This window comes from Alkalicoccobacillus plakortidis, from assembly GCF_023703085.1.
GTDB classification, from domain to species: Bacteria; Bacillota; Bacilli; order Bacillales; family Bacillaceae_D; genus Alkalicoccobacillus; species Alkalicoccobacillus plakortidis.
Genome location: NZ_JAMQJY010000006.1, coordinates 77,910 through 100,341 on the forward strand (window position 1 = coordinate 77,910; position 22,432 = coordinate 100,341).

At 38.4% G+C, this 22,432-nt stretch carries 25 protein-coding genes and 2 pseudogenes; 8 read left to right on the plus strand and 19 right to left on the minus strand.

Translation table 11 applies throughout. From position 1 onward, the window contains the following. Positions 1-133: 133 nt before the first annotated feature. Positions 134-1,755, minus strand: a pseudogene (locus NDM98_RS21965) (Na/Pi cotransporter family protein). A 223-nt stretch (positions 1,756-1,978) separates the two neighbouring features. Between NDM98_RS21965 and NDM98_RS21970 the strand changes: the two are divergent. Then, the gene (locus NDM98_RS21970) at positions 1,979-2,737 is read left to right on the plus strand and encodes a DUF1189 family protein (RefSeq protein ID WP_251611612.1); all 759 of its coding nucleotides are present in this window, start codon (positions 1,979-1,981) and stop codon (positions 2,735-2,737) included. Between the two features lie 21 nt (positions 2,738-2,758). Here the strand turns inward: NDM98_RS21970 and NDM98_RS21975 are convergent, their stop codons facing one another. From NDM98_RS21975 to NDM98_RS21995, 5 genes are all read right to left on the minus strand, one after another. Further along, on the minus strand, positions 2,759-3,403 hold the full coding sequence (locus NDM98_RS21975; protein ID WP_251611613.1) for an NfeD family protein: 645 nt from the start codon (positions 3,401-3,403) through the stop codon (positions 2,759-2,761). A 129-nt stretch (positions 3,404-3,532) separates the two neighbouring features. Then, entirely contained in the window at positions 3,533-4,408 is an 876-nt protein-coding gene (locus tag NDM98_RS21980; protein ID WP_251611614.1) for a DUF1002 domain-containing protein, read from the minus strand. Positions 4,409-4,544: 136 nt separating this feature from the next. Beyond that, positions 4,545-5,348: an MFS transporter gene (locus tag NDM98_RS21985; protein WP_251611615.1), complete on the minus strand. Its 804-nt coding sequence runs from the start codon at positions 5,346-5,348 to the stop codon at positions 4,545-4,547. Beyond that, entirely contained in the window at positions 5,338-5,541 is a 204-nt protein-coding gene (locus NDM98_RS21990) for a hypothetical protein (RefSeq protein WP_251611616.1), read from the minus strand. The genes NDM98_RS21985 and NDM98_RS21990 overlap by 11 nt, the downstream gene beginning before the upstream one ends. Next, a complete protein-coding gene (locus NDM98_RS21995) occupies positions 5,513-5,725 on the minus strand; it encodes a hypothetical protein (protein ID WP_251611617.1) in 213 nt (70 codons plus the stop codon). Before NDM98_RS21995 ends, NDM98_RS21990 begins: the two co-directional genes overlap by 29 nt. A 102-nt stretch (positions 5,726-5,827) precedes the next feature. Here NDM98_RS21995 and yqfZ point away from each other — a divergent pair, with 102 nt between their 5' ends. Then, positions 5,828-6,193, plus strand: a complete 366-nt coding sequence (gene yqfZ / locus NDM98_RS22000) for a protein YqfZ (RefSeq protein WP_251611618.1) — start codon at positions 5,828-5,830, stop codon at positions 6,191-6,193. Between the two features lie 107 nt (positions 6,194-6,300). After that, positions 6,301-7,410, plus strand: a complete 1,110-nt coding sequence (gene ispG / locus NDM98_RS22005; protein WP_251611619.1) for a flavodoxin-dependent (E)-4-hydroxy-3-methylbut-2-enyl-diphosphate synthase — start codon at positions 6,301-6,303, stop codon at positions 7,408-7,410. Positions 7,411-7,724: 314 nt separating this feature from the next. Here the strand turns inward: ispG and NDM98_RS22010 are convergent, their stop codons facing one another. Continuing rightward, a complete protein-coding gene (locus NDM98_RS22010) occupies positions 7,725-7,886 on the minus strand; it encodes a hypothetical protein (protein ID WP_251611620.1) in 162 nt (53 codons plus the stop codon). A gap of 293 nt (positions 7,887-8,179) precedes the next feature. Here NDM98_RS22010 and NDM98_RS22015 point away from each other — a divergent pair, with 293 nt between their 5' ends. Then, positions 8,180-8,605, plus strand: a complete 426-nt coding sequence (locus NDM98_RS22015; RefSeq protein WP_307728936.1) for a hypothetical protein — start codon at positions 8,180-8,182, stop codon at positions 8,603-8,605. 159 nt (positions 8,606-8,764) lie between these two features. Here the strand turns inward: NDM98_RS22015 and NDM98_RS22020 are convergent, their stop codons facing one another. The 5 genes and pseudogenes from NDM98_RS22020 to NDM98_RS22040 form a co-directional block, all read right to left on the minus strand. After that, positions 8,765-9,205, minus strand: coding sequence for a Fur family transcriptional regulator (locus NDM98_RS22020; protein ID WP_251611621.1), 441 nt, complete (start codon positions 9,203-9,205; stop codon positions 8,765-8,767). Positions 9,206-9,272: 67 nt separating this feature from the next. Further along, a pseudogene (locus tag NDM98_RS22025) lies at positions 9,273-10,152 on the minus strand (metal ABC transporter permease). Further along, the gene (locus tag NDM98_RS22030) at positions 10,149-10,922 is read right to left on the minus strand and encodes a metal ABC transporter ATP-binding protein (RefSeq protein WP_251611622.1); all 774 of its coding nucleotides are present in this window, start codon (positions 10,920-10,922) and stop codon (positions 10,149-10,151) included. Before NDM98_RS22030 ends, NDM98_RS22025 begins: the two are co-directional and overlap by 4 nt. A 166-nt stretch (positions 10,923-11,088) precedes the next feature. Continuing rightward, positions 11,089-11,781, minus strand: coding sequence for a lytic transglycosylase domain-containing protein (locus NDM98_RS22035; RefSeq protein ID WP_251611623.1), 693 nt, complete (start codon positions 11,779-11,781; stop codon positions 11,089-11,091). A 164-nt stretch (positions 11,782-11,945) separates the two neighbouring features. After that, positions 11,946-13,079, minus strand: a complete 1,134-nt coding sequence (locus NDM98_RS22040; RefSeq protein ID WP_251611624.1) for a two-component system sensor histidine kinase NtrB — start codon at positions 13,077-13,079, stop codon at positions 11,946-11,948. Between the two features lie 181 nt (positions 13,080-13,260). Between NDM98_RS22040 and NDM98_RS22045 the strand changes: the two genes are divergently transcribed. Beyond that, positions 13,261-13,527, plus strand: coding sequence for a DUF2624 family protein (locus tag NDM98_RS22045; protein WP_251611625.1), 267 nt, complete (start codon positions 13,261-13,263; stop codon positions 13,525-13,527). Positions 13,528-13,532: 5 nt separating this feature from the next. On the opposite strand, the gene NDM98_RS22050 is transcribed toward NDM98_RS22045, so the two are convergent. After that, positions 13,533-14,426, minus strand: coding sequence for a deoxyribonuclease IV (locus NDM98_RS22050; protein WP_251611626.1), 894 nt, complete (start codon positions 14,424-14,426; stop codon positions 13,533-13,535). Positions 14,427-14,449: 23 nt separating this feature from the next. Then, on the minus strand, positions 14,450-15,769 hold the full coding sequence (locus NDM98_RS22055; RefSeq protein ID WP_251611627.1) for a DEAD/DEAH box helicase: 1,320 nt from the start codon (positions 15,767-15,769) through the stop codon (positions 14,450-14,452). Between the two features lie 165 nt (positions 15,770-15,934). Between NDM98_RS22055 and vrrA the strand changes: the two genes are divergently transcribed. From vrrA to NDM98_RS22070, 3 genes are all read left to right on the plus strand, one after another. Further along, complete coding sequence (gene vrrA, locus NDM98_RS22060; protein ID WP_251611628.1) at positions 15,935-16,429, plus strand: VrrA/YqfQ family protein; 495 nt, start codon at positions 15,935-15,937, stop codon at positions 16,427-16,429. A gap of 285 nt (positions 16,430-16,714) precedes the next feature. Beyond that, positions 16,715-17,158, plus strand: coding sequence for a CarD family transcriptional regulator (locus tag NDM98_RS22065; RefSeq protein ID WP_251611629.1), 444 nt, complete (start codon positions 16,715-16,717; stop codon positions 17,156-17,158). A gap of 108 nt (positions 17,159-17,266) precedes the next feature. Further along, positions 17,267-18,208, plus strand: coding sequence for a 4-hydroxy-3-methylbut-2-enyl diphosphate reductase (locus tag NDM98_RS22070; protein WP_251611630.1), 942 nt, complete (start codon positions 17,267-17,269; stop codon positions 18,206-18,208). Between the two features lie 42 nt (positions 18,209-18,250). Here NDM98_RS22070 and NDM98_RS22075 read toward each other — a convergent pair whose 3' ends face one another. The 5 genes from NDM98_RS22075 to rpoD form a co-directional block, all read right to left on the minus strand. After that, complete coding sequence (locus tag NDM98_RS22075) at positions 18,251-19,366, minus strand: Nif3-like dinuclear metal center hexameric protein (protein WP_251611631.1); 1,116 nt, start codon at positions 19,364-19,366, stop codon at positions 18,251-18,253. Further along, entirely contained in the window at positions 19,347-20,072 is a 726-nt protein-coding gene (locus NDM98_RS22080; RefSeq protein WP_251611632.1) for a tRNA (adenine(22)-N(1))-methyltransferase, read from the minus strand. The genes NDM98_RS22075 and NDM98_RS22080 overlap by 20 nt, the downstream gene beginning before the upstream one ends. Positions 20,073-20,199: 127 nt before the next feature. Further along, entirely contained in the window at positions 20,200-20,577 is a 378-nt protein-coding gene (locus NDM98_RS22085) for a c-type cytochrome (RefSeq protein ID WP_251611633.1), read from the minus strand. 132 nt (positions 20,578-20,709) lie between these two features. Continuing rightward, the gene (locus NDM98_RS22090) at positions 20,710-21,237 is read right to left on the minus strand and encodes a hypothetical protein (protein ID WP_251611634.1); all 528 of its coding nucleotides are present in this window, start codon (positions 21,235-21,237) and stop codon (positions 20,710-20,712) included. Positions 21,238-21,302: 65 nt separating this feature from the next. Further along, positions 21,303-22,418 carry an RNA polymerase sigma factor RpoD gene (gene rpoD / locus NDM98_RS22095; RefSeq protein ID WP_251611635.1) on the minus strand — a complete coding sequence of 372 codons (1,116 nt, stop codon included), beginning with the start codon at positions 22,416-22,418 and terminating at the stop codon, positions 21,303-21,305. Positions 22,419-22,432 lie beyond the last annotated feature (14 nt).

Below are 22,432 nucleotides of genomic sequence, written 5' to 3' on the forward strand. Positions count from 1 at the left end.
CTTTTTCAAAAAAAGTTTTTAAAATGTTTCTCATCTGCATAAATACTTTACCATATGCACATGTATGAGACAAGGTAATTCGTACAAAAGAGAACTGGGACAAGGTTACCCTCATCCCAGTAGACGAAATGAATTAATATTCACCGATAACGGCCTCAGCGATATTCACACTGTGGTCACCAATTCTCTCAAGGTTACTAACGATATCAACAAATACAATTCCAGAACCACCTGTACAGCTACCGTCATTCATGCGTGCGATATGCTGCTTTCTTAAGCGGCGTTCCATCTTATCAATTAATTCTTCTTTCTCTAAAACACCCTTTGCTTTTTCAACATCATGGTGTTCAAGGGCAGATATAGCTGCTTGTAACGTTTCTTTTGTTAAGTCGAACATTTCATTTAAGTCGGAGATGGCTGTTTCTGACATCGTCACTTTATTAGATTTTTGGTAATCCTTTAATTCAACGATGTTCTCCATGTGATCACCAATACGCTCAATATCACGTATGGAGTCTAAGAGTGTGGAGTGTTTCTTAGAATCTAAATCTGATAACGATTGAGAAGAAACCTGAATTAGATAATCAGTAATCTCTCTGTCTAAGTTATTAATAGCTTGTTCATATTGAACCGTTTTTTCAGCTAATTTCTTTTCTCCAGATACTAAATATTTTGCCGCGTTCACAAGTCCTTCATATGAATACTCTGCCATTCGAAGAACTTCTTGCTGAGCTTGTCCTAGCGCAATGGATGGTGAACTTCCAATAAATCTTGCATCAAGATGCTTTGAGGTAAATTCAACTTCTGCATCTTCACCAGGAATAAGTTTAGTCACGATCCATGCCAATATACCAATGCATGGGAACAAAATGAGCATGTTCGTTACGTTAAAGACTCCATGAGCTGTAGCTATTTGCGTCATAGGACTCAAATTAAATGTTATTGAAAGAAATTCAATGAACCGCGTGAATAAAGGTAAAATCAATAAAACAATTGTTGTTCCAATTAAATTAAACATGACATGTGTTAATGCTGCTCGTCTTGCCGCTACAGTTGCGCCAATAGCTGAAATAACTGCAGTAATCGTTGTACCAATGTTATCTCCAAATAACACCGGGAGGGCTGCTTGCAGGTCAATTGCACCTTGTGCATAAAGCTGTTGTATAATCCCAATCGCTGCAGACGAACTCTGAATTACTACCGTTAAAACAGTTCCAATTAAAACGCCTAAAAGAGGGTTTTCACTTAAGGTCACTGTCCATTCTGTAAAGGCAGGAAGATCACTTAAAGGAGCTAATCCTTGTCCCATTAATTTCAATCCATAAAATAAAGCTCCTAAGCCAAAGATGACCTGTCCAAAATTGGCAACTTTTGGAGATTTAAAAAGAATATCATAAATGCGCCTAAAGCTATCACCGGTAAAGCATACTCTGATAAGTTAATACTAATAATAAATGCAGTAGTTGTTGTTCCAATATTGGCTCCCATAATTACACCAATAGCTTGTCTAAGCGTCATAAAACCAGCATTTACAAGTCCAATCGTGAGGACAGTTGTCCCTGTACTACTTTGGATTAGGGCTGTAACTACAATACCAGTTAAAACACCCATAAAAGGATTTGTTGTAAATTTATCTAACATATCCCGCAAACGGTCGCCTGCCGCTTTTTGAAGACCATCTCCCATAAACTTTACAGCAAATAGAAAGATCCCTATGCCTCCAAGAAACGTAAATACGAGCGATTGAACATCCACACAATCTCATCCCTTCATCTACAAAAATACGTTTGTTCGACATTTATCACGCACATACGAGTCTATTATTAAACATTTATTTATTATTTGTAAACCACTATTTACAAAAGAATATAAGTTATCTATTTCACAAGTGACGATCTGTTCACTTTTCTCCTTGCTATTGCCGTATGTATACGCTTCCGCTATCATTAAAAATAAAATACGATTCAGGAGTGGCTTTATGCGTTTCTTTACATGGTTTTTAAAAAGTTTGTATCATCAGCAGACTATTCTCGCTTCAAGACTTCGTCCCACAATCCATGTTTTAGGTCATGTGTGCTTCACTATCTTGTTTGCATTACTTCCATATTGTCTTGTTTTAAGTGTTACCATTTGGTCAGGATTTACCCATATTGAAAATGGATTATCAAATACTGAAGTTGATTTCACTATTAAAAATGGGGAATTACACACAGACGTTCATTCCATTCCATATACGGATGAAGTAGATCCTACTTTCGCCCTTTTCATTGACCCTACTAATCAGTTATCCGCTGAAGAGATGAGGCAAAATGGACTGCTGCTTCAAGGTCGAGAGGCCTTTTTACAAACAGATCATTTTGAACAGAGTCTGCCTTATACCCTTCTAGGTAACGACATTCAGACTAAGACAGATATTCTAAATCAAATCGTAAGTATCAAATCTTTTCTTCCCATTTTGTTTATTATTTTATCAGTCATCATTGTTTCAGTAATGATTGGTTCTGCGTTCTTAGCCACAAGTATGATGGCTCTAATAGCGTCATTATTCTTCCGTCAGTATCCCAATATACAATATATTCATTTGTGGAAAATCGCCGCCCACGTTATGCCTTTACCTGTCATTACATACGCATGGCTCGTTGTATGGATGAATGATTTATCGATATTACTCTTGGTATTTGCTCTAATCGGGCTATATATGTATCTCCTAACTAAACTTCCACGAAAAAAAGAGTAGAAAAACGTCTTAGCGTTTTTTCTACTCTTCTTTAGATTCAACAGCACGTGAAACTAAAATTCTGGTTCCGTCAACAGATGTCACTTCAACTTCTTGTTCCGCTTCAATCCATTGACCGCCACTTGTTGCACTATAAGGCTGTCCTTCAATATTCACTGTACCAGTTGGTCTAAGTGAATTCATTGTTTTTCCTTTTTTACCTACTAGCTCTTTGTACTCCATATTAATTGAGTTATAACCTCGCTCACTTGTTAAGCGATCTTTAAAGGTAAGCTTTGACCACATTTGTCTACGTGTGAATACCTTTATGAAGAATAAAGAGCTTAAGGCACCTAAAATAAAGGCCATACCAACTAAAATACCATATACGAGAGTTGGTGCAGGAATAGCCAATCCAACAACCATTAGGATTACACCAATTAACGCAACCGTACCATCTGAAAACAGCTTACCATCTAGAATAATTAGGACAATCCCAATAAGATAAAGAATCACTACCCAAAAACCTGTATCTCCCGTTAGGTGATGAAGAAAGTACGTAGCTGTCATTCCGACACCAAGTAATGCAAATAAACCACGTGCTTTAACTAATAATTCACCAAACAGGAACAACGTGCCTAAAAAGATTACAATAAAGCCAACACTTGCTATATTAAGCCATTCCAATTGGTCATCTCCCCCTTTTATTTTCTATATACGGTGATCTCTCCAAAAAGTTTCAGCTTTTTCTAAATAAAACGTTCTCATTTCAAACAAATATGGAGAGAAGGAATATGGTGTTCCCTCTCTATCTTATCATGATTTAAAGAAACCTTTAATTGAATCAATAATTTGATTAATGAAATCTAAAAAGCTGCTGAAGAAAGATTGCGTTTCATCTTTATTTAAAAATTCACCTAGGTTATCACGTACTTTTGAAATTTGATCTTGCACCTGATCCCAGTTAATGTCTAAATCCTTCATTCTCATAAACAATGAAACTAGTCCATTCAGCTCTTCATCCGTTAATGTAATACCTAGCTCATTAGCGACTCTTTCAATAAGCGCTCGGATATCATCTTCAGACTCGATGTCTTGATTCCCGATTTCTTCTTTTACTCGGTTTATAAGTTCAGTAGCTTCTTCAAGCCCAATTGATTCACCAAGTTCTGCTGTTTTAACCATTTCTTCATTTGCTACCTGTTTTTGTTCTTCAGGAATATCAATACCTGCAGCCACTTCGTATGCTTTTATCAAGCCCGTTAAACCAGCTGTACCGGAAACATCAAATGGTGCTGTGACATAAACATCAGCATCCTCAACACCCGCCGTAACTAACGCATTTGCGTACATTTTATCCGAGACCCACGTAATATTGTTACTTTCTACGTCAATCCCTTCCCCTGCCCCTGTCATTGTAATCTTCGAGGAAGACAGAGCACGACTTCCGATATTAGTACTACTTATATAATCACCTAAATAAACATGTTCCTCTTCATTTGTTACTTCTATTATTTCCACATCATCCGGAACTTCCATTTCTTCTAATAGGTCTTCTCTCTGTCCTGGCGACAAGTCAGCACCTAATGTCACAATAATATCGCCTGGAACAGCATCTGCCTCTGCAACAGCTGGCACAAGTAGTACTAATAGCAACGTAACAATTGTACATTTTTGTAATTTTTTTATCATGTCTTAATATCGACCCCTTTTTGGTTACAGAACTAATTGATCCTGTAAAAAGTATCTTTAATAATGATACCCTTCACATTAGGTAACCTTTTTTAAGCACAAAAGAAAAGTGACTTTAGTCCTATTTCAAGTGTTTTTATGTTCCTTTTGTTGTATAGAAATCCTTCTTCTCTTGATTAGAAATAAAGAGAATGATCCCTGCACTCCCGGTTATCCCAAGTAAATAAACAACATTTTCCTTCCACTCACTACTCCATATTGCAAACACAATTGGTCCACTTGCCACTCCTAAAAAACGAATCATCGATAACCATGAGAGTGCTTTATCACGAAGTTCATCTGGCACAACGTGTAAAAGAGCACTAGTTGAAGCCGGTAGCATAACACCTGCTGCCAATCCGATTAAACAAGCCGAGGTAGCAACATACACAATACTTATGTAACCAAAACTAGCAATGCCCACAGCTATAAGCAATACAATCATTCCACCCCTAAGAATGTGTTGTAGCTGTTTAAACGAGAGTAATGGTGTTCTGCCATAAAGATAGGACATAATAACCAGAATAGCAAGTGGCAAAGAAATGAACAATGAGCGATTTGCTGCGTGACTTATCATCGAGGAAAGCACAAATAACAAGCCATATAATAAAAACATAATCAAAAAGCCAGTAGTTAGGATCGGTAACAAACCCCTCCAATAAAACCTGATTTTCATATATGAATGAGTGGAACCCTTTTCTAATTGATTGGGAAGTAAGGTGATCGCAGCTACCAGTGCAATCAATGCAATGGCCATATACCATACAAAACCTAGTTGCCAGTAATAAGCAACGATGAATCCACCGAGAACTGGACTTAGCGCCTTACTCAATCCATTAATAACCTCTAAAAAACTGAACATCTTACCTTGCTCTGTTTTTTGATACAACTCAGAAGCCAAAATAAACCCCATAGGTGCCGCTGCTCCAAGCTCCAAGACCTTGTAGAATCCGTCCTATAAGTATGGCTGCATAAGCATAGTCAGGATTATTCGTAAAGCCTGCTAAAGAAGCAACTACACAACCCAGCACCAAACCCACTAAGCTAAAAATCACTACGTTCCTTCTACCAATATAAGATGCTAACCAAGCCACTTACAGGAATCATTAAGGCTCCAGCATAAGAAAACACACTTAACAAAAAGCTTGTCTGTCCCGCGGTTAAATAAAGTTCATCCTGAATAGAAGGCATAATCGGTATAAACAATCCATTTCCTACTACCATAATAATTGTGAAAGATGCCAGTCCCACTTTGGTTGCTATGACTTCTAGCTTCATTTATCTCACCTCTTTGATATAGGGTTTGTAAATAGTAGTCATAATACGCACCCTATCTGCATAGACTTTTAATAACTGTGATTTTATTGAGGAGGACAAGCTGTGAAGCGCTTGTTTATTTGTATTGCACTATTCATTGTTTTAGCTGGTGTTGTGGCTGATCTACGAACTGGTTCATTACCTGATCAATCAGTAAAGAATTCAACTCGACCAGTACAAACCTCATCAGGACAAAAAGCGATCGAAACCGAAGTAGTTGAAGAAACAACAACTGAAGAGACCTCTCAGGAAGTCATTGTTGAGCCTGGGCATACAGTATTGTCGGTGATCGAGCACCTACACCAAGGTCCCGTTCCTGTTAGCATTCAGCAAATCATTGATGATTTTAAAGAGTTAAATGGCTCACTTGAACCAGATGAAATACAAATAGGCAAAACGTATTTGTTTCCGATTTATGAGAAAGAGTGAATTTCCTTGCCAAATTGAACAGGTCATTGATAAAATGAAGTCGTATCTCTTTAAAGAGACTAGACAACTTGTGAACGTTACTTGTTGAATAAAGGAGCGATTGGTCAATGACCGAAATTACTCATCGTACAAAAACCCGTCCCGTTAAGGTCGGCAATTTAACAATTGGCGGCAATGATGAGGTCGTCATTCAAAGTATGGCAACAACAAAAACGCATGATGTCGAAGCAACAGTTGCTGAGATTAATCGACTTGCGGAAGCAGGATGTCAGATTGTTCGAGTAGCTTGTCCAGATATGAAAGCTGCTGAAGCGATTAAAGATATTAAAGCTCAAATCTCTATTCCTTTGGTTGTTGATATTCATTTTGATTATAAGCTGGCATTAAAAGCCATTGAAGGTGGAGCAGACAAAATCCGAATCAACCCAGGTAATATTGGTCGCCGCGAGAAGGTTGAGGCCGTTGTAAAAGCAGCCAAAGCAAAAGGTATTCCTATTCGTATCGGGGTTAATGCTGGATCACTTGAACGTAAGATCTTAGAGAAATATGGATATCCAACCGCTGATGGTATGGTCGAAAGTGCTCTACATCACATTAAGATCCTTGAAGACCTTGATTTTCACGATATTATCGTATCGATGAAAGCATCTGATGTTCATTTAGCGATCGAAGCTTATGAAAAAGCAGCCAAAGCGTTTGACTACCCTCTTCACTTAGGTATTACAGAGTCTGGAACTCTATTTGCCGGAACCGTTAAGAGTGCTGCTGGACTCGGTGCCATTCTTAATATGGGTATTGGTAACACTTTACGTATTTCATTAAGTGCCGATCCTGTTGAGGAAGTGAAAGTAGCACGTGAGTTGTTAAAATCATTTGGTCTTGCAGCAAATGCCGCTACACTGATTTCTTGCCCAACTTGCGGTCGAATTGAGATTGATTTAATTAGTATCGCAAACGAGGTTGAGGAGTACATCGCAACCATTAAAGCCCCAATCAAAGTTGCGGTGCTTGGATGCGCCGTAAACGGACCTGGTGAAGCTCGTGAAGCAGATATCGGGATTGCCGGAGCTCGTGGAGAAGGATTACTTTTCCGCCATGGTGAAATTGTGCGGAAGGTCCCTGAAGAAACAATGGTAGAAGAACTCAAAAAAGAGATTGATATCATTGCTGAAGAACATTATAGAAAACAAGCTGCAGAGCTTGAAGGTAGTGTTTAAAAAGAGATCCTCTTGGTCTAGTAACTAGACCAAGGGATCTTTTTTTGATTCCGCTCCCTGCAAACAATTAATCCAAGGTTAAATTACTGTAGAGAAAAACAACGAAGCAGTAATTGAAACAATACCTAAACCAATTGCCCAAGCTTCCGATTGTTTTTGAACCGCCTCTTATCGCTACAAAACCAACGATAATACAGCTGCTCCTAAAAGAAGTGGCAGAAAAAATAATGAAAGAATTGATAAAACAAGCGAGAAGATTCCCATCGCTTTCCCGTTCATCAATTTTTCAACAGATTCCTCTTCCTCTTCATCTTTTATAGCATAAGAAGGATCTTGAGGGCTGGAAATTCCGCTGCTGATTCTTCGTTATAATGTGCCTCATGACCCATCTTTTCAGTATGGAGAAGTGTTAGTGATTTATCCTCTGGGTCCACTAATCGAATTGGTTCTTGATTTGGATGTTTATCTAATGCCATTATTATCCCTTCCTCTCCGTATGCAGGGAGCACCCTTAGTGTAACCATTAATAAAGAGCTTCACCCTTCACGTTGTTGGCATTACTTGCTAAAATGGTACAATAGCGTTGGAAGGATGATCAAAATGAATAACGTTCGAATTGGATTAGATATTGATGGAACTGTAACAGATCCAAGCGGTTTTTATTCCCGCATTAAATAAGTCATTTAATAAAGAACTAACACTTGAAGATCTGACTTCATTTGATTTAACAGGTGTCTTAGGCATTAGTCGTGAAGAGTTTACACAATGGATGAAAGATCATGAAGCAGATATTTATGCTCAGGCAGACCTTGCTTTGCATGCACAAACAGTCATCGAAAAATGGCAACATCAATTTGAGCTTTTTTACGTCACTGCCAGAGGCTCCTACCTTGAAGAGATCACCAGAAAGTGGTTTAAAGTGAATCAATTGCCATTTCACCATCTTGAGCTTCTTGGACAGCATAATAAAATTGAAGCCATTAAAAAACATCGCATTCAACTATTTCTAGAAGATAAACATGATAATGCTGTTGACATAGCAACTGAGTGCTCGATCCCTGTTATTTTGATTGATACACCTTATAATCAAGGAGATGACCCACACGGGGTTATTCGCGTAAAAAACTGGCTAGAAGCCGAACAATGGGTTGCGCAGTGGTCAGCGAGTATTGAGGGTGATTCAGCGCATGATTAAATGGAACACACTGTTCAAAAAAAGAACATGTATCTTCTGTCATAAAAAAACACCTTTCATGAGGAACTACCTGACAGATCAAGGTGACCGAGTAAGGGTTTGCGAAAAATGTCTTGAATATGCTGAAAGGCGAGCAATGAAAAAAGCGTGAGCAGCTGCTCACGCTTTTTGTGATATTGATTGTTTTGTACATGAACCACATGTTCCATACACTTCAAATTTATGCCCTTCCACTTGAAAAGCAGGAAATTGCTGAGCAATAGTTTCTTCACTTACAGGACAAGTATGAAAGTGCTCAGTGCGACCACAGGTCAAGCAGATAAGATGGTGATGATGAGAATGAGTTTGACACGTAATACGATATCTTTTCTCCCCTTCAAGCTCTGTCTCCTCCAAAATATCTAGCTCTTGGAACAGAGAAAGATTTCTGTAGATGGTATCAAAACTTAAACCAGGGTAATCACTTTGCATATGCTCAAGTACTTCTTTTGCAGAGATATATCGATCTTCATCCGAAAAAAGTTGAATCATCTTTTCGCGCTTACCAGTATATTTATAGCCTTGTTTCTTTAAACTATCTAAAGCATCAGATACCTTCATCTGTTGCACACCTTCTTTCTAGCTTAGCTGTTCCTTATATTATAGAGGAATTAATTCTCTGAGTCATCTACAACTGCCCTATAGTAGTGTCCGGACGTGGTTTTCTTAACCATCTCACTTTTTTATTTCGTCCAAAGACAATAGATAGTAGAAGCAGAACCACTGATATCATTACAATTGTTCCACCTGGAGCCAAGTCAAGCTGAAATGCTGCGATTAATCCACCTATTACCGCTATTTCTCCTAGTATAACCGAGTAGATAAAAAGCTGCTTAAAGCCTTTTGCAAACCGCATAGCACTCGCAACAGGTAATGTCATTAAAGCAGAAACCAACAATATTCCTACCACTCTCATGGAAGCAGCAATAACTAATGCGACCAAAACAACAAATACCATATTGACTAATTTTCTGTTCACTCCAGAAATAACCGCTTGCTCCTCATCAAAAGAGAGAAAAAACAACTCTTTATAAAACAAAATAAGAACAATCATCACTAAAACTGTGATGCTGCTAATGGTTATAAAATCAGACCTGGTTACGGCAATAACACTTCCAAACAGATAATTAAATAAATCATTATTAAATCCATTTGCGAGTGAGATAAAAATGACACCAATACCTATTCCAGCAGAAAGAATGATTGGAATGGCAATCTCTTTGTAAAATGTATACACACGTCGTAACTGTTCAATTAATAATGAACCGCCTACTGAAAAAAACATCCCCATGTATAAAGGGTTTAGTCCAAGCAAAAAAACCGACATATTTACCAAGTAATAAACTAAATGCAATACCTGATAAAGTGATATGAGATAGGGCATCTGCAATTAGAGACATTCTTCTGACCACTAAAAACACTCCAAGAATCGGAGCCAATAACCCGATCATCATTCCTGTAAATAGCGCATATTGCAGGAAATCAAATCTTAAAAAGGTTTCAATCATACTTGCACTTCCTCATATCTATTACTTTGTTTTAAAGTACTTTCGTTATTTCGATAAACGTGGAGCATATCTTGGTTTTTCTCGAATTCTTTTGGTTCATGAAAATGAATCGTTTTATTCAAACAAGCTACTTCTGTCACATACTTTGTCATAACACCTGTATCGTGAGTGATTAGTAATAATGTTAATCCTTTTTGTTCATTTAGATTTTTTAAAAGTTCATAAAATGTTTTGACGCTAGCAACATCTACACCAACTGTCGGTTCATCTAAAATAAGAAGCTCCGGTTCACTAACTAAAGCACGTGCAATAAATACACGCTGTTGTTGCCCACCTGATAACTCTCCGATGTTTTGCTTTGTATATTCCTCCATGCCTACTTGTGCAATCGCATCATGAACTTTTTGTTTATCTTTTTTTGTCAAAAAACGAAAGAGTCCTACTTTTCCATACAAACCCATAGAAACAACTTCATAGACAGTTGCCGGAAATCCTGAATTAAAGCTACTTGCTTTCTGAGAAACAAATCCAACCTTATGCCATCTTTGAAACTGAGACACACGTTCTCCAAAAATCTCAACTTGCCCACCAACTGGTTTAATCAACCCGAGTAATAATCGAATAAGTGTAGATTTACCCGAACCGTTTGGTCCAACCAAACCTAAAAAAGAACCCTTTTTAAGTTGAAGGGACACATTTTCCAAAACATGACGATCTTCATAATAAAAGTGTACATCCTTAATCTCTGCTAGTATCGTCTGATTAGTCATGGACGTCCTCTCCTTTTTATATAAATATAGTTTCTTTAAGAATGATTACGATTTACTTGACCTTCCCTATTATAAAGCTTTTTGTTATTCTGTCCACCCGCGAGCCTTAATTAATCAAAAAAAAAGACTCTTTCACTTTTTTACTTGTGAATGAGTCTTTTTTTCATTACTTATTAAATGCAATCGCATCATGCTGCATTACACCTTGCTGAATGGTTACCGCATATTCACTTTTAGCATGACCATTATTCTCTATATATTTTTCAAGACCAGTCATACCACGATTATAAGCTGTTAAGGCATAATCCCAGTCTTCATATTCATTATAAAGATAATCTAGATACTCTACAGATAACTGGATTGAATACAGAGGCTCAAATAAATATTCTTTCTTGTATTCAAGATTTGCTCTGTCCGCAATCCAGGGCGCTGTGTTGGTCATAAACTGACCCATTCCGTATGCAACACCAAACCTTGTCTGCGGCCCCTCAACAGTGGGATCAAAGCTACCGCCCGTTTCAACTTTTAGCAACTCATACACGATATAAGGATCCATACCTTTTTCTTGGGTTAGTTCACCCAGGAATAGACCCCACTCCCTTTTAAATCGGCCATCACTTTCTTTGAATAATTGTTCAGCCAACTCACTAGATTGTAACCACTGCGTGTAGCTAGGTACAGTCGATTCAGATAGTTCTGTGCTTGTTTTAAGCTCCAGTTCATCTTTCTCAAGAGTAAGTCGTGTTAGTTCTTTTTCTGTATCTTTCACTGTCTGATTTAATTTGTAAGAATCAAACGCAAAATAACTAGACAGCATAATAAGTGCTATTAAACTTGCAAAGACAAATCGTTGTAACATGTTTTATTTTCACTCCTTCAAAATAACTCGGTCACCACATAGTGGATACCCTCCATCATTTTTTATAAACGCTTTTGCGCTAACGAGTGTACCATTAAGTATTTAAAACAACTACCAGATAATCAAAAAACTTATTTCCTGTGCAGTCATATTCAACCAATAGGTTATTCAATAAGCGGAATGAATATCTTCACTTGAGTACCAACATTGTACTCACTTGAGATTAAAAACTTCCCTCCATGATCCTCTATAATCTTCTTACATAAAGGAATACCTATACCATTTCCCTTTTCTTTTGTTGTAAAAAAAGGTTTACCTAACTGATTCAATACCTCATCTGACATCCCTTTTCCATTATCCTTAATTGTAATTAAAAAGGTCTCATCTTCAATTTCGGTTTTGACAAGAAAGAGTCGGTTTGTATTCGACGTTCCATAAGCTTCAATAGAATTTCGCAATAAATTGAGGATGACCTGCTTAATCATTGATTCGTTCACATGTACGCTTACATTATGTTTTGTTGCTGTAAGATCAAGTTGAAGATTAACGTCGTGAAGCAAACATTCTGATTTAAGGATTTGCACTAGTGATTCAATGATGACATTTGGCGATTGCCAGCTTCGGGTCATTTTTTTTCTTGAAATAGATAAAAAATCCTCAATGATTAAGTTCATTCTGTTTAGTTCGGATAGGATTGTATCGTAATATTTATGAAAATCATCAGTCAGCTTTGCTAATTGAAGAAAACCTTTTATGACAGACAATGGGTTCCGTAATTCATGGGCTACTCCTGCCGCAATATGTGATACGGCTTCCATCTGATGATGAAAGGTTAATAAATGCTCGAATTTTTTTTGGTATGAAAGGTCTTCAAACATAATATATTGGCAATTGAAATACGAAAATGGAAAGACACACACACGTACTAACGTATCATCATCTTCATATAACCTCTCTTCAACCTTTAAGGTTAAAGTTGATAACATCATTAATTCTTTAGCTAGCTTAAACATCTCGTTCTGTTCACACATATCTAAAAAGGAGGCGTTTTCAAGTTCTTTTTCATCAATTTGACACGTTTTCAAAAAAGCTTGGTTCCATCCCGAAATTTTGTAATGACAATCCATCTTAAGGAAAGGAAATCCTAGATCTTCGATATAAGGTCTTTGTGGTTGATAGGATGAATACTGTGTTGATGGCAAGGTGAATGACGAATGAAGCGCTGAACTAGAATTGGTCATCATACTTCGGCTCCCTTTTTTAGAGGCTGCTTCGCTGTCTAGATGCTTGTCCCACATGGTAGCCCCTCCTTTTTATTTATCCGTATTCTAACAAAGAATCCGGTCAAATTGACTATTACACACGACTTACTTTTATTAAATGTATTCGTTCTTTGCTACCTATTTCCTTTTTTTCGCACAAAATCTTCAGCATTTCATAGTAATAAAAGTATAGGCAAAAGTCTGAGGAGGGTTAAAAATGAATGTATTTATCCAACAATTAATTAATCAAAAAATTAATTCAATTACGGCGCCTGAACTAATTAAACAAGCCGAAAAAAATCAAATTCAGATTAGCAGTAGTCAAGCCCAGCAAGTCGTCTCTATTCTTAAAACGGAGAAGATCGATGTGGGGAATGCAGAACAAGTAGAAAGACTCCTTCAAAAATTACAAACAGAAACAGATAGCCATGTTGCCAGCACTATTCAATATTTGCTCCAACAATACAGCCATCTGCTACCTTAAAAAGCTTATTGCATGATTTTATCTAACAGTTCTTCATCAAATTGCCCTTCTTTTAGCATGGAAATTTCGTGCTTATAAGGAGGTTTTTTATTTTTCTTATCTTCACCAACATACGGTGTTTCTAAGATTTTTGGAATTTCTTTCAGTTGATCATGCTTCACAATATAATGAAGGGCATCAAAACCAATATGACCAAATCCGATATTAGCGTGCCTATCTTTTTTAGCACCGGTGATATTTTTACTGTCATTAATATGAAGCACCTTTAAGCGGTCAAGACCAATGACTTTATCGAAGTGGTTAAGCACACCATCAAAATCATTGATGATATCGTACCCTGCATCGTGCGTATGGCACGTATCAAAACAGATAGATAAACGCTCATTATGAGTTACACCATCAATAATAGCTGCAAGTTCTTCAAAGCTTCGACCACACTCTGTTCCTTTTCCAGCCATTGTCTCTAAAGCAATTTGTACATCGTTTTTGGTTTCAAGCACTTCATTTAATCCTGAAATAATTTGCTGTATACCTTTTTCTGCTCCTGCACCAATATGAGCACCTGGATGCAACACAATTTGCTTTGAACCCAACGCTTCAGTTCTCGCGATCTCTGATTGCAAAAAGTCGACACCAAGCCGAAAAGTTGCTGGCTTCTCAGTATTTCCAATATTAATGATGTAGGGAGCATGTACAACTATATCTTGCATTCCATTTGCCTTCATATGTTCAAGACCCGCTTCGATATTCAACTCTTCAATCGCTTTACGCCGAGTATTTTGCGGAGCTCCTGTATAAATCATAAACGTATTGGCAACGTAACCAGCTGCTTCCTCACTTGCACCAAGCAGCATTTTTTTCCCATTCATAGAAACATGCGAACCAATTTTCAACGTCATCTTATCACCTCATTGTTCATTTATTACCCTTTTGATCGGCCCTTAATTCTACGCTGTCTTTGTTCTTCTTTCGCTTGACGATATCTGGCTTTTTTCTTATAAGCAGGTTTTACTTTTTTGGGTTTTGCCACTGCTTTTTTATTTCCTGATGTTTCTGTTTTACGCACTGGTGACCGTCCTAATCCGACTGGGGCTTTGTCCAACGTTACCCACTCATTTTTTTTAAGATCTACATATTTAAACGAAATTCCCTTTTTAACCAAACGTTCAATCGCTTGTTGGTCCGTTTGTGCGTAGAATGTAATCGCTTCTCCACTCATACCCGCCCGCGCTGTTCGACCTGTACGATGAACATAAAAATCAAGATCTTTTGGAAGATCAAAATTGATAACATGTGTGATCCCTTTAATATCAATACCTCTTGCCGCCAAATCTGTCGCTACAAGATATTGAATTTTCATCTCTCGAACTTTTTTCATAATCTGCTTACGTTCACGCGGCTGTAACCCACCATGAATTCGTTCTGCATTTAAGCCTGCATCAAGTAATGATTGAGTAACCTCTTCAGCCTGATCTTTTGTGTTTGTAAAAATAACAGCTAAAAACGGGTTAATGGCTTGTGCCGTTTCCACAACCATTTTTAGTCGATCACGGTGACGAAGTGGTAATAATTTGTGTTCAATTAATTCTGCTGTCGCCTTCTCTGGCTCAACCTTCACGTGTCTAGGATCGTTCATATATTTTTTGAGGAATGGCTGAAGCTTCTCAGGAATAGTCGCTGAAAATACTAGCATTTGTAGTTCCTGTGCCATATGTGAAGCCGTGCGATCAACATCATCGATAAAGCCCATATCAAGCATTTGATCTGCTTCATCAACAACTAAAATGTTTGCACTATACGCTTTAAGAGCCTTTTCGTTAATCAAATCAGCAATACGGCCAGCTGTTCCAACAACAATATGCGGTTGATTTTTCAGCTTTTCAATGGAGCGGGTTTTATCCGTTCCACCAACAAGTAGTTGGCTAACAATCGATTTACCTTCTTCTGTATGGTCAGTTATTCGTTTAAGCTCATTAAAAAGCTGCGTTGCTAGCTCTCTAGTTGGCGCCGTTACGATTGCTTGTACTTCCTTGCGTTCTGGTTCTATCACATGCAGAATTGGCAGAAAAAAGGATAATGTTTTTCCTGTTCCAGTTTGAGATTGTCCAATCACATCTTTGCCATTAATAATGGCTGGAATGAGACGCTCCTGGATTTCTGTTGGCTTCGAAAAACCTTGTGAATCAAGTGCTTCTAGTAAAAACGGATGGAGTCCAAACCGTTTGAAATTCTCTGAAATCATTATTATTTCCTACTCTCTAAACTTTAGGTATTTACAATAGCTTATTTTACCACAGAATGACACCAAACACGATGTCTCTTCTTATTCGCCTGAATACGGGCTCACATCCCGCATAAATTCAGCATATATACAAGTAAATGGACATAAATTGAAAGGAGACCTCATATGCAACGAATATTCGGACCTCCTGCTTGTCCAACACCCATACAACCGCTTGCAAGAAGCCCCTTTATGTTTGGTCCTGGTCCAGGTCCAGGAATGGCTCCACAAGCGGCCTTCTTTGGACAGGGCTCACAAATGGCCCCTGGTCTGATGCAAGGAGCTGGAGCCGGGAGTAGAGTGGGATTACTCGCAAGGCTTTTTGGTGGTGGAGGGGCAAGTAGCGCATTACAAGCTTCAGCCTTTCCAACTGCAACAGCTAGCGGGGGGAGCTTTTTAAGTGGAATTAATTTCACTTCGTTGTTGCAAAATGCTCAAAGAATAATGGGAATCACTCAACAGGTCATGCCGATGGTTCAACAGTATGGTCCCATCATTCGTAATGCTCCAACGCTTTGGAAAATCATGCGTAGTCAACCCTCAGCTGATCCAGAAGAATCCGTTGTGGAAAATATTCAGCCCACATCACAACAAGAGTCAAGTCCAAGCTATTTCATCTGATTCACCTGAACTCGGCTCTTTAGAGAGTCCTAAGCAATTTCAGCTAACAGCTATAACACCTATAGCAACACCTGCTAGTGGCCCTCCTGCCCCTAAACTTTATGTTTAAAAAAATCACGAGATAAATTTTCTCGTGTTTTTTATTAAATAGTTGACAAGCTTTATACAGGAATAGTATAATTTCAAATTTTGATCAATTTGTGTTATACTAAATACTGACAACTCGAATGGAGGAATGCTCATGTTTAAAGTCGGTGACCACGTTGTTTATCCTTACCATGGGGCTTGGAACAATTAGAGACATTGAAGAAAGACGTTTTAGGTGAAACCCACTCTTATTTTGTTCTACATTTCCCACTAGTAGATGTGAAATTAATGCTTCCTGAAAGCAAAATTGACAATTCTGGTCTACGTAAAGTGATTGAACAAGACGAATTGGACAATGTAATTGAAGCATTAAAAAACGGACCAGAGCTTCCCCCTTCTACTAGCCATTTCTCAAAGGAAACGGAAAACCTCCTGAAAAGCGGAAGTATTTTTGATGCAGCTCATCTTATCTCTTCTCTTTCAAAGAAACAAGCTGGAAGATCAAACGGTCTTCATATACAAGATCGTAATCATCTTCAGAAAGCAAAACAGATGATTGCAAGTGAACTTGTTCTCGTAAATGATATGTCCGAAGAACAGGCATATGAGTTTATTGATAGCAATTTGCTTGAATTGTCATAAGCACAACGATTGTCAACGACCTCCATCTCCATTACAATAATGGTATAAGACTGCTTCCCCCACCTTTTTCTTATGGATGGGAAGCTTTTCTATAGGAGGACAACTTACATGAATGTAAAAAAGATCTCACCACGTGGTTATTGCTATGGCGTAGTAGACGCAATGGTTTTAGCTAGACAGGCTGCCCAAAACCTAGACCTACCGCGTCCCATTTATATACTTGGACAAATTGTTCATAATCAACATGTGACGGATGCGTTTGAAACTGATGGCATTATTTCGCTTGACGGTCCTAATCGTCTTGAGATTCTAAAAGAGATTGAAAAAGGGACGGTTATTTTTACTGCACACGGTGTTTCACCAGAGGTTCGTGTACTTGCCAAAGAAAAGGGCTTAACTGTTGTAGATGCAACTTGCCCTGATGTCACAAGAACACACGATCTAATTAGAGATAAGCAAAGTGAAGGCTATGAATTTATCTATGCAGGTAAAAAAGGACATCCTGAGCCTGAAGGTGCAATTGGTGTAGCTCCAGATGCAGTGCATCTAGTTGAATCTGTTGAAGATGTTGTGAGTCTTGGTTTGACTACAGATAAGATTATTATTACTAACCAAACAACTATGAGTCAGTGGGACGTATCAGATATTATGAAAAAAGCGATGGAGCTCTATCCTCATGCAGAAGTTCATAATGAAATTTGTCTAGCTACTCAGGTTCGTCAGGAAGCTGTAGCTGAGCAAGCTAAAGAATGCGACCTCGTTGTTGTTGTTGGTGATCCAAAAAGTAATAACTCGAATCGTCTAGCACAAGTATCTGAACAAATTGCAGGCACAACCGCTTACCGAATTGGTGATATTTCCGAGCTTGATCTTGAATGGTTAAAAGGTGTTGAGGTTGTAGGCGTAACATCCGGTGCTTCTACCCCTACATTAATCACTAAAGAGGTTATCACGTACTTGAATCAGTTTGACCAAAACGATCCATCCACATGGCCAATTAAGCGAACAATTAACCTCGAAAAATTACTACCAAAAGTAAAAGCAAAATAAAAAAACGATCTCTCCAGTTTGGGGAGATCGTTTTTTTGATGATTAAACATATTGATATGGGTCTGTATCAATCTCTGAAGCTGTTATCTTGATGTCATGACCTGCATCCTGCACTAACTTACTCAACTTCTGAGCAACACCTTTTTTCATGATTTTCTCAATATTGTGGCCAGGATCTAACAATGCAAAACCGTCCTCGATTGCATCAACAGCCGTATGGTAATAAATATCTCCAGTTATAAAGACATCAGCTCCTCGATCGATGGCTGTTTGCACATACTTGTTCCCATCCCCACCTAATAATGCAATTCGCTTAACCGTTTTCTTTGAATCCCCTATTAATCGTAGCGTATCAACTTGAAAGGCTTGTTTAACTTTCTCTGCTAGTTCTAGTAGACTTAAGGGATGCTCTAGCTCTCCTATTCGACCGAGCCCTAAAGCTTGTCCTTGTTGTTCTAGCGCATATAGATCATACGCAATCTCCTCGTACGGGTGAGATTGTTGCATTGCCTCTAAAACGGCAGGTAGAATCGCTTGCGGAACAATGGTTTCAATTCGTATCTCTTCAACAAATTCCTGCTTACCTGATTCACCTATAAAGGGGATTGCTTCACTTCCTGGCTTAAAAGTTCCGATCCCAACGGATGAATAGGAGCAATGACTATAGGCTCCAATATGGCCAGCTCCTGCTTCACCTATCGCCTCACGAAGTCCATCTGCATGTGTACGCGGAACAAACACAACTAGTTTTTTTAAAGCAATGTACGATGTCGGTGATAACACCTCTACTTCTGTAAGTGAAAGGGCATCAGAAAGCATGTCATTCACTCCACCGACTGCGATATCTAAATTTGTATGTGCGGCATAGATTGCAATTTCATGCTTTAACGCCTTTTGAATCATTCTGCCTTGTGGTGAATCTGTATCAATTTTCTTTAATGGACGGAATAATAAGGGGTGGTGTGCAAGGATAAGATCCACCTTATTTGCTATGGCCTCATCGATGACTTCTTCCGTTACATCGAGAGCTGTCATAACATGCTGCACATTTTTTTCTAATGTTCCTACCATAAGCCCTATGCGGTCACCTTCAACAGCAAGAGATTGCGGCGACCACGTTTCAAACATTCGGACGATCTCAGTTCCAGTTGTTTCCATCTCCAATAACCTCCTGTACCAATTGAATCTTCTTCTCAATTTGTTGTTTTCGTCTTTCCATCGATTCTTGTTCTTTACCCTGTTTTAACGCTGACAACACTCGTTGCCAGTTCTGCATTTCTCCATGCCATTTTTCCAAAAACGCTTCATTAGACTTTTGCATCAAGTGTGGTCCAAATAACAGTTTCTTTTCACGTTCTTGATCATACCGTTCTGAATCATGCCCTGGCTCAGCCACCAATATCTCGTAAAATTTCTCATTTTCTATAAGGATGTCTTCTTTAATCAGGCTCCAGTTATTCTCTAGAAGCCACATGCGAATAGCCCTAGCTGCGTTATTTGGTTGAAGGACTAAGCGAGAAACACCCTTAAGCTTACTTTTTCCATCCTCTAGAATGGACGTAATAAGCGCTCCACCCATTCCGGCAATCGTTATACCTTCTACTTCACCAGGTGCGATTACAGCCAATCCAGAGCCCTTTCGTACATCAATACGATTCCCTAGCTCTAATTCCTCCACTTGTGTTTTTGCTGCTTGCAGTGGTCCGTCACTCACCTCACCTGCAATCGCGCGCATAGATGGATGGTTAAGGCATAAGTAACTTGGAAGGTACGCATGGTCTGACCCAATGTCTGCTACCGTGGTTACGTGGTCAATATAGCTTGCTACTGCTGTTAATCGATCAGAAAGTTTGTGCTCATTCATCTATTATCACCTTTATACGTTGTAATTTCCGTGTTTCATCATACCATATTTCATAAACGACCACATTCACAAAAAAACTTCCTTTACCAGCAATCACGCTGATAAAAGAAGCTCACTTCAAAAGTAACTATTCAGAAATGGATAATAGATATTCAGAAATGGCATCTGCTTCTTCTGCGCTATATTGAGTCTGCGCAGGCATAGAACCATATCCGTTTTGAATGATATCTGAAATTTCTTCTACTGATAAATCTAGACCGTTAATAGCAGGTCCTACAGATCCACCAGCTAAATCACCGCCATGGCAATTAATACAGGATTGTTGTGAAAGCTCTTCACCAGCAACAATAGGATCATCAATCTCAACTGGTTCTTCTTCCCCTGCTCCGTTTTCTTCTGCTTCTTGCGCATTTCTTTCATTTACTCCATAAGCTGACATAACAGCCATAAGTACGATACCGATTAAAGCAATAAGTGCAAATGGTATAAGCGGACTACCTTTCATTATACATACCCTCCCAAAAGATGACGTTTACAATTTTTCATTTCAATCTATGTACTTCCATTAAGCATGCGTCTTCTATAGTTTACTTGAAAAGCGTATATCTGAAAAGGACAAGTTTTAAAAACTAGAAAGTTACTGATAAAAAAAGACAACGCCTACTAAAAAAATCACCATAAACCCAGCTATAATATAATATATTTTTTGCTTCCAAAACCAACCTACACTTAGCCAGATTGCAATAAAGATAAGAATGATGACAGATGCATGTAAGCTTTGCCAATACGTTAGTGAACCATACAAACCCCAAATAAATAATATCATCGAAGTCATCAATACGTGTAAAGATGATTCAAAAACATGTTTTCTTCTAGCATAACCCGTTATGGCCGTAAGTAAAAGCAAACTTATTACCAAGCCCATTTGCAAACCACTCACAAAATCAGTAAAATATAGAATAAAGACGGAAAGAAAAAAACAAAGCTGTGTTAACAATACCCATAGGATCATGCTACCCAACTTTTTGTCTGACTTATCAGCAAGCTCATCCTCCCCTTCACTATATAAGGCGAGTAGATAATGACATTGCTGTTCTGGTAAAAGTTTTGTCTGTTTCCAATAGTGAATTTCATTTATAATGATTTCTCTTCGCTGCTTGTCCATTTTCGCCTCCATCAATGATTAAAAAGAGCTTACCCCGTTTGGAGTAAACCCTTTTTAGATGAAACCTATTCTAAAAAGTCCTTAAGACGTTTGCTTCTACTTGGGTGACGAAGCTTACGCAGGGCTTTTGCTTCAATCTGACGAATACGCTCACGTGTAACACCAAATACCTTACCAACCTCTTCAAGAGTTCTAGTGCGACCATCATCAAGACCAAAACGAAGGCGAAGTACATTTTCTTCTCGGTCTGTTAATGTGTCAAGCACGTCTTCCAGCTGTTCTTTTAGTAGCTCGTATGCTGCTGCATCTGAAGGAGCTAATGCTTCTTGGTCTTCAATGAAATCTCCTAAATGAGAATCATCTTCTTCACCAATAGGTGTCTCTAAAGAAACAGGCTCTTGAGCAATCTTAAGAATCTCGCGTACTTTTTCTGGTGTTAACTCCATCTCTTCCGCTACTTCTTCAGGAGTTGGTTCGCGACCAAAATCTTGTAATAACTGACGTTGAACACGAATTAGTTTATTGATGGTTTCAACCATATGAACAGGAATTCGAATCGTACGAGCTTGGTCAGCAATAGCACGAGTAATGGCTTGACGAATCCACCAAGTTGCATACGTACTAAATTTAAAGCCTTTTTGGAAGTCGAACTTCTCTACTGCTTTAATTAGACCCATATTACCTTCTTGAATTAAATCTAAGAACAGCATTCCACGCCCAACGTAACGTTTGGCAATTGATACAACTAAACGAAGATTGGCTTCAGCAAGACGGCGTTTGGCTTCTTCATCACCCTGCTCAATTCGTTTAGCAAGTTCAATTTCTTCAGCAGCTGATAAAAGTTGTACTCGACCAATCTCTTTTAGATACATACGAACCGGGTCATTTATTTTAATACCTGGAGGCACACTTAGGTCGTTTAAGTCAAACTCTTCTTCTTTAGCCGCTTCAGGAGAAGCAGGACCTTCATCAGATTCGTTCTGCAAATCAATACCTTGTTCTCCAAGATACTCGAAAAATTCATCCATTTGCTCGGAGTCTTGCTCAAAGCTTGCCATCTTCTCTGTGATCTCGGCATAACTTAAAACTCCGCGTTTTTTGCCTACCTCCACTAATTGTTCTTTCACTTGATCGATGGATAATTCACCTTCCGTAACAGGACGTAATGGTTTATCTGCCATGCGATCCCCTCCTT